Annotated in this window: 7 protein-coding genes; 2 read left to right on the forward strand and 5 right to left on the reverse strand. The window is 30.0% G+C overall.

The annotated features are described in order from the left end of the window. The coding region (locus QZ824_RS09675; protein WP_291275817.1) for a hypothetical protein at positions 1-282 on the reverse strand (282 nt) is incomplete at its 3' end. Between the two features lie 182 nt (positions 283-464). Between QZ824_RS09675 and QZ824_RS09680 the strand changes: the two genes are divergently transcribed. After that, on the forward strand, positions 465-2,378 hold the full coding sequence (locus QZ824_RS09680; RefSeq protein WP_291275818.1) for a DUF294 nucleotidyltransferase-like domain-containing protein: 1,914 nt from the start codon (positions 465-467) through the stop codon (positions 2,376-2,378). A 3-nt stretch (positions 2,379-2,381) separates the two neighbouring features. Continuing rightward, positions 2,382-2,972 carry a 3'-5' exonuclease gene (locus QZ824_RS09685; RefSeq protein WP_291275819.1) on the forward strand — a complete coding sequence of 197 codons (591 nt, stop codon included), beginning with the start codon at positions 2,382-2,384 and terminating at the stop codon, positions 2,970-2,972. A 74-nt stretch (positions 2,973-3,046) separates the two neighbouring features. Here QZ824_RS09685 and acs read toward each other — a convergent pair whose 3' ends face one another. From acs to QZ824_RS09705, 4 genes are all read right to left on the reverse strand, one after another. Further along, positions 3,047-4,954, reverse strand: coding sequence for an acetate--CoA ligase (gene acs, locus QZ824_RS09690; protein ID WP_291275820.1), 1,908 nt, complete (start codon positions 4,952-4,954; stop codon positions 3,047-3,049). 82 nt (positions 4,955-5,036) lie between these two features. Further along, on the reverse strand, positions 5,037-6,929 hold the full coding sequence (locus QZ824_RS09695) for an acetate--CoA ligase (protein ID WP_291275821.1): 1,893 nt from the start codon (positions 6,927-6,929) through the stop codon (positions 5,037-5,039). Between the two features lie 31 nt (positions 6,930-6,960). Then, entirely contained in the window at positions 6,961-7,326 is a 366-nt protein-coding gene (locus tag QZ824_RS09700; RefSeq protein ID WP_291275822.1) for a response regulator, read from the reverse strand. Between the two features lie 14 nt (positions 7,327-7,340). Next, positions 7,341-8,137, reverse strand: a 797-nt coding sequence (locus tag QZ824_RS09705) for a HAMP domain-containing sensor histidine kinase (protein ID WP_291275823.1), incomplete at its 5' end; no start/stop codon positions are given.

The following is an 8,137-nucleotide window of genomic DNA, read 5'->3' on the forward strand; positions in this document are numbered from 1 at the left end:
GAAATATTCAAAGCTTTCTAAATCATTTGTTTCAGAGAAGTTAAATTCTTTTTCAGAATCATCCATAGGCTCATCCATAGGGATTCCAATTAAAAAAGCACCGTTTGATTCTAAATGTTCATAAGCTAAACGTAATGCTTTAGTTAAAACTGGATTTTGATCATCAAAAGAATATTCACGTAATTTTTTTAAATATTCAATCGTAGTATCACAATTAAATTTATCTAACAATAATTCTTTCTGAATTTTTTCAATTAACGATAGGGCGTATTTATTTTTCAAAATATGTAATTTTAGTGATGCAAAAATAATTCAATATTTATGTATACACAACTTTTTATTGATTTCTATTAAATATTTTTGAACTATAATATACATTATGTAAAATAAAATATTTTAAAATCTATATATATTATATTATGTATTTATTGTTGTATTTTTGATGAGTCTAATCCTATTCTATCATGAAGAATACTTTTGCAGAAAATATTGTTGATTTTTTGAGAAAACATAATCCTTTCAAAACCATTGCTTATTCAGATTTATTAGAAATTGCTAGTCAAAGTGAAATCATATATTTAGAAAAAAACAAAAGACTGTTTAAAATTAATGATGCGCTTCATACCAATTTTTACATTGTGAATTCAGGAATTGTGCACTTAACAAAGATTATAGATGCGCAAGAAACATTAATTACTAAATGTTATACTGGTTCTATTTTTGGATTAAGACCTTTTTTTGCTAAAAATAATTATGCCCTAAATTCGATAGCTAATGAAGATGCAATCATATATGCTATACCCATAGCACTTTTTAAACCAATATTATCTAAATATGCTGATGTATTAGATTATTTTTTAGAGCATTTTTCTGATCAATCTAAATCTACAGGTGAAAATTATCAGAATTTAAAATCTATTTCTGAAATAAGTGCTGATTCTGAAACTACTGATTTTTCTTATTTTCAAGAGTTAGAGTTTGATAATGAACCACTTACAGTACCCTTAACTGCAACTATCTCATCTACAGCAAAAAAGATGGTCGATTTTAATAAAAGTTACGCAATTGTAACTAACAATGCTAGAATCACGGGAATTATTAGAGATGAAGATTTTAGAAAAAAGATAGCTTATGGTTTTATCAATTTAGAAGCTGATGTAACTAATATAATGCAAACACGTTTTACTGTTGTAGATGCTTCTATTTCAGTTGCTGAAGCTCAGTTATTATTACTAAAAAATGACACTTCATTATTATGTGTTACAGAAGATGGTACAGAAAACACTAGAATAAAGGGAATCATTTCTGAACGCGACATTATTAAATCACAGTCTAATAATCCTGGTGTGTTAATTGATGAAATTAGGAATTCAAGAAACTTTGAAGAATTAAAATATGTTCATTCAAAATACTTATTTATTATTCAAAATTCATTTACTAAAAACATTCCTATTTTTCATATTAACAATACCGCTGGTGAAATTCTTCATTCAATAATTCATCAATGTATTCAATTAGCATTAGAGCAACATGGAACACCTCCTGCCCGTTTTGTATGGTTGGCTTTAGGTAGTCAAGGAAGAAAAGAGCAACTCGTTCTCAGTGACCAAGATAATATGATTGTTTATGAAGATGTGGTACCAGAAAAGCATAGGGATGTTAAATTTTATTTTGTGCAATTAGCCAAAACAGTTATTCAAAAAATGGAAAATCTTGGTTATAAACCTTGTCCTAATGAACATTTAGCTAGTAATATTAAATGGTGTAAATCATTGTCTGATTTCACAAGTATTTATACACATTGGATAAAATCTCCGGGTGAAAATATGTCTGATTTTAGTGGTATATTTTTTGACTTTGAATATATATATGGGGAAACCAAACTAAAAGACAGTTTAGAAATTGCTATTTATCAAAGCTTAAGTAATAACAAATTATTTTTTGATTACATTGGTAACCAAATTCTAAAAACACCTCCTCCTCTTTCATTCTTTAAAAAATTTAACTTGGATGAAAGTGGTATACATAAAGATGCTTTTAATCTTAAACTAAAAGGAGTTCAATTTTTTGTTGATGCTGCAAGAATGTTTGCTTTAAGCCATAATTTAAAAGGTGTTAATTCTACCTATTTACGTTTTAAACAAATGGCTATGACTGATTTAAAAAATAAAGAGCTATATCTTGACTTTGCAGAAAGCTACTTGAAATTACAACATTTTAGAACACAAGAAGGAGTATTAAACGATAATGATGGAGCTTTTATAGAGACTAAAAAATTAACAAAAGTTGATAAAGAAGACTTAAAGGAAGCATTAGAAACTATTGATGATATAACACAATTAATAAAAGACAAATACCAATTAACTAGATTCTCATAAACAATGTTAGGAATTAGCAATATATTCAATAAAGACTATCCAGAATTTTGGAAAAAATATACAGATTCTTTTAAATTCAAGGCCAAAAAATACGTTGTTCTTAGTATTGAAACTTCTGGTATTGACCCTGATAAAGATGTTATTATGGCCATTGCAGCTACTTCAGTTATTGGAAATCGAATAATAATTAAAGATTCCTTTGAAATTTTCATTCAACGAAATCATGATCAAATTAATCCAATTGTTGATTCTTTCAATATTAATTTGGAACAACGCATTTCAGAACAAGAAGCTATTGTTACTCTTTTAGAATATTTATCTAACTCAATTATTATAGGCCATAGAATTAATTTTGATATTGAAATGTTAGATAAATGTCTTAGCAGAATGAAATTAGGGAAAATTAGGAATGAAGCTTTTGATATTGAAGCGATGTATAATAAACTAAAAGAAACTAATGAAAAAAGCTATTCACTTGAAGAAATGGGTAATGGACTGAAAATGCAATTGAGTAATCGTAATTCAGTTGCAGATGACGCCTATTCAATTGCATTATTATTTTTAAAGTTAAAAGAAAAATTAGGAATTGAATAAAAAGACAAAGCCTATCAGTATATTAGACTGACAGGCTTTTTGTTTAAAAAAACATAACCAAAAGTAAATTTAAACTAAATTTTACCTTCTTTAATTTCATCCACAATTTCTGGATTTAGCAAGGTTGATGTATCACCAAAATTAGAGAAATCACCTTCAGCAATTTTTCTCAAAATTCTACGCATGATTTTACCAGAACGAGTTTTAGGTAATCCATTAACAAATTGAATTTTATCCAATTTTGCTATTGGTCCCACTTGATCAGAAATTAATTGATTAATTTCTTTTCTTAAATTATCATGATTACGATATTCACCACTTTCTTTTAAAATTACATAGCCATAAAGTGCATTTCCTTTAATATCATGAGGGAATCCAACAATAGCACTTTCAGCAACCGCAGGATGTTCATTAATTGCATCTTCAATTGGTGCAGTACCGAGGTTGTGTCCAGAAACAATAATAACATCATCTACTCTACCGGTTATTCTATAATATCCTACTTCATCTCTTAATGCTCCATCACCTGTAAAATATTTTCCTGGGAAAGCTTTAAAATAAGTATCAATATAACGTTGATGGTCTCCCCAAATAGTTCTTGCAATAGAAGGCCAAGGGAATTTAATACAAAGACTACCAGTAACTTGATTCCCTTCAATTTCATTGCGTAATTCATCCATCAAAACAGGTTGAATTCCCGGTAATGGTAAAGAAGCATATGTTGGTTTAGTAGGTGTAATAAATGGTAATGGTGAGATCATTATACCACCAGTTTCTGTTTGCCACCATGAATCTACTAATGGACATCGCTTCCCTCCTACGTGATCATTGTACCAGTGCCAAGCTTCTTCATTAATTGGTTCACCCACAGATCCTATAACTTTTAATGAACTCAATGGAAACTTTTGTACATAATCAAGACTTTCTTTTGCTAAAGCTCTAATCGCAGTTGGAGCTGTATAAAACTGATTTACTTGATGTTTTTCTATTACTTCCCAAAAACGACTAAAATCTGGATATGAAGGAACTCCTTCAAAAATAACAGTTGTAGCACCATTTAATAATGGTCCGTAAAGAATATAAGAATGTCCTGTGATCCAACCAATATCAGCAGTACACCAATACACATCATTCTCTTCATAGTTAAACACATTTTTAAAAGTATAAGCTGTATATACCATGTAACCAGCTGTAGTATGTACCATTCCTTTAGGTTTTCCAGTTGATCCAGAAGTATATAGAATAAATAAAGGATCTTCTGCATCCATAATTTCAGCAACATTATTATCTAAAGCAGCATCTAACAAAGGTTGAGCCCAAATATCACGTCCTTCTTTCATAGGAACATTTTCATTGGTTCTTTTAACTACAAGTACATTTTGAACAGATGGACATTTTTCTAATGCTTCATCAACAATCCCTTTTAAATTTATTGTTTTATCTCCTCTGTATGCACCATCTGAGGTAATAACCATTTTGCAATCACTGTCGTTAATTCGTGCTTCTAAAGCTCCAGCTGAAAATCCAGCAAAAACAACGGAATGAATAGCTCCAATTCTAGCACAAGCTAAAACAGCAATAGCTAAATCTGGAATCATGGGTAAATAAATACAAACTCTGTCTCCTTTTTTAATTCCTAAGTCGCGTAACACATTCGCCATTTTAGAAACTCGCACATACAATTCGTTATAACTAATATGTTGTGCAGATTCATCTGGATTATTAGGTTCAAAAATGATAGCTGTTTTATCTCCTCTTTTTGCTAAATGTCTGTCAATACAGTTTTTGGTAATATTTACTTTAGCATTTAAAAACCACTTAAATTGTGCTTCTTGCATATCATACTCAAAAACTTTATCCCATCTTTGGTACCATATAAAATTTTCATCAGCAATTCGATCCCAAAATTTTCTTGGTTCTCTTACTGATTTTTTATACATTTTAAAGTAATTTTCTAAATCCTTAACTTTATAGTAACTCATTTTGTTAATTTTTTAATAATGTAAATATAGGCAAAGAAAGTATTCCTTTTTCTAAAAACGTGCTAAATTGATATATACAACATTATTTCTTTCCAAATCCGTAATGTTCTAAATCAGCTTGAATTTCATCAATTATAGCCACATCATCGATAGTTGATGGTATTTGAAACTCAGTTTTATCAGCTATACTTCTTAGCAATTTTCTTAAAATTTTTCCTGATCTAGTTTTTGGTAATCGCTGAACTATAACAACATTTCTTAAACTTGCCACTGCTCCAATTTGTTCTCTAACTAACTGCACAATTTCGTGCTCCAATTGAAAATGTTCTCTATCCACTCCAGATTTCATGACTGCAAAAGCTAATGGAATTTGTCCTTTCAATTCATCATGAGCTCCAACCACTGCACACTCTGCGACGTCAGAATGAGAAGCGACAATTTCTTCCATTTCTGCTGTTGATAAGCGGTGACCTGCAACATTAATAACATCGTCTACTCGACCAGTAATAAAAATATAACCTTCATCATCTTTAAAACCACCATCACCTGAAAAATAATAACCTTCAAATTTATTTAAATAACCAGACTTAAACCTTTCATTATCATTCCATAAATCTAATAATGTTCCAGGAGGTAATGGTAACTTAATTACCACATATCCTTCCTCATTTGGTCCGAGCTCTTGTCCATTTTCACCTAAAATTTGAATATTGTAGCCAGTTACAGCTTTTCCTGCTGAGCCTGGTTTTACAGGCAAATATTCAACACCCATCATATTAGAAATCATTGGCCAACCGGATTCCGTTTGCCACCAATGATCAATGGCTGGAACAGGAATATGAGCATTGTACCATTCTAAAGTAGCTACATCACAACGCTCACCTGCTAGAAATTGAGTTCTAAGACACGACAAATCATATTGTTTAATAAACGTTCCATCAGGATCTTCTTTTTTTATAGCACGAATAGCCGTTGGAGCTGTAAACATTGTGCTCACTTGATGTTCCGAAATAATTCTCCAGAAGGTAGAAGCATCAGGTGTTTTTATTGGTTTGCCTTCAAAAATAATAGTTGTATTTCTATTAATTAATGGTCCATAAGTTATAAAACTGTGTCCAACAACCCAACCTACATCAGACGCAGCCCAAAATACTTCACCTGGTTGAACTCCATAAATATGGGTCATTGAAAATTTCAAAGCAGTTACATATCCTCCAGTGTCTCGAACAATTCCTTTAGGTTTTCCTGTTGTACCTGAGGTATATAAGACATAAAGTGGATGAGTTGCATTTACTGGAATGCAATTTACTTCTTCTGAACCGTAAATTAAGGCATCATAATCGATATCGTATTTTTTAAATGGAATTTTAGCCCCTAATTTTCTATTTAATACAACAACATTTTGAGGTTGATGCTCTGCTAAAGAAATTGCTTCATCTACTAAGGGTTTGTATGCTATCAAGCGATCAACTTCTATTCCTGAAGAAGCGGTAATAATTACTTTAGGTTGACAATCATCAATTCTAATGGCTAATTCATGAGGTGCAAATCCTCCAAAAACTACAGAATGAGTAACACCAATTCTTGCACAAGCTAACATAGCAAACACTGCTTGTGGAATCATTGGCATATAAATAACAACCGTATCACCTTTTTGCAAACCTAACGAAAGTAGTCCTCCAGCTAGTTTAGCTACTTCAGTTTTTACTTCATTAAAAGTATATTTCTTTATTGTTTGAGTTACAGGCGAATCATAAATCACTGCAAAGTCATCTCCAAAACCATCTTGTATATGTTTATCTAATGCTAAATAACAAGCATTCAATTCTCCATCTTCAAACCATAACGGATAATCATTTTTATCCTTAGATAAAATAGTATTGGGCTTCGAAAACCATTCAATTTGTTGAGCTTGTTCTTCCCAAAATGCTTGGGGATTTTCAATACTTTTTAAATATAAATCATTATATTTCATTTTGCTTTAATAGTTATGTGTTAATATAAATTTACTCTTCTACTAGTTCATTAATCTTATCAACTAATTTTTTAATTGAAAAAGGCTTTGTCATGTATGCATTGGCCCCTAAACTCAATCCTTTTTCTATATCACTTTCTTTATTTTTTGCTGAAAGAAATACAATTTTACAATGTTGTAATTTTTCATCTTTCTTTATTTCCGTAATTGTGGCATATCCATCAACGTTTGGCATCATAACATCAAGAATAATAGCATCTGGTGTTTCATTTTGTAAAATGTCTAGTGCTTCTTGACCGTCACGAGCAATAAAAACTTCGAAATTACTTTTCTTAAAAGTATATTCTAATGACATAATGATGTTAGGTTCGTCGTCTACAATTAAAATTTTCTTCATACTCCTCTTAAGTCTTAATATTCATTTTTAGGTAATGTGAAATAAAAGCAAGCGCCTCCATTTACTGCATTTTCAGCCCATATTTTTCCTTTATGATGTTCAATAATTTGTTTACAGATGGCCAAACCTAATCCGCTACCAACAGGTTTTTTGATATTTTGATTGTTTGATTGATAGAATTTATCAAAGATGATTTCAAAATCATTCGGATTAATCCCTTTACCATTATCTTGTATAGAAGTTAAAATATATTCATCTTTTTCAATAATCTGAATAGTAATTAACCCTTCAAAATCAGGACAGAATTTAATGGCATTTGAAATGAGATTTGTAATAACCTGAACAATTCTATCCTCGTCATAAAAAGCATAAATATTTTTATTATTTTCTACATATAAAGTAATGTGTTTATTTTTGATGAGCTGTTGCAAAGGCTCAATAGTCTTATCAATTGTTTGTATTAAATTATTTTTAGCTGGATAAATTTTTTGTTTCCCTGTTTCAAATTTTTCTAAATCTAAAATTTTATCTATTAATCTATTAAGACGATCTGATTCAGATATAATATTTTGCAAAAATTGTTTTCGCATTCCTTCCGGAATATCATCATCATCAAATAATATTTCACTAGCTGCTCTAATAGCTGTGATTGGAGTTCTCAACTCATGGGTAACTGTATCTAAAAATTCGTCTTTTTGTTTGTCTTTTATAATCAGATTTTCATTTGCTTCTTGTAATTGTGTTGTAATTTTTTTTAATTCATTTGAAGTCTCAGTCAACTTTTTATTAATTAAAATATTTTCATTGGATT

The organism is Flavobacterium sp., assembly GCF_021151785.1.
Taxonomy (GTDB): Bacteria; Bacteroidota; Bacteroidia; order Flavobacteriales; family Flavobacteriaceae; genus Flavobacterium.

Excerpts from the sequence above, each read along its gene's own strand:
- QZ824_RS09680 (WP_291275818.1), top strand. The coding sequence starts at position 465 with ATGAAGAATACTTTTGCAGAAAATATTGTTGATTTTTTGAGAAAACAT.
- QZ824_RS09685 (WP_291275819.1), top strand. The coding sequence starts at position 2,382 with ATGTTAGGAATTAGCAATATATTCAATAAAGACTATCCAGAATTTTGG.
- acs (WP_291275820.1), bottom strand. The coding sequence starts at position 4,954 with ATGAGTTACTATAAAGTTAAGGATTTAGAAAATTACTTTAAAATGTAT.
- QZ824_RS09695 (WP_291275821.1), bottom strand. The coding sequence starts at position 6,929 with ATGAAATATAATGATTTATATTTAAAAAGTATTGAAAATCCCCAAGCA.
- QZ824_RS09700 (WP_291275822.1), bottom strand. The coding sequence starts at position 7,326 with ATGAAGAAAATTTTAATTGTAGACGACGAACCTAACATCATTATGTCA.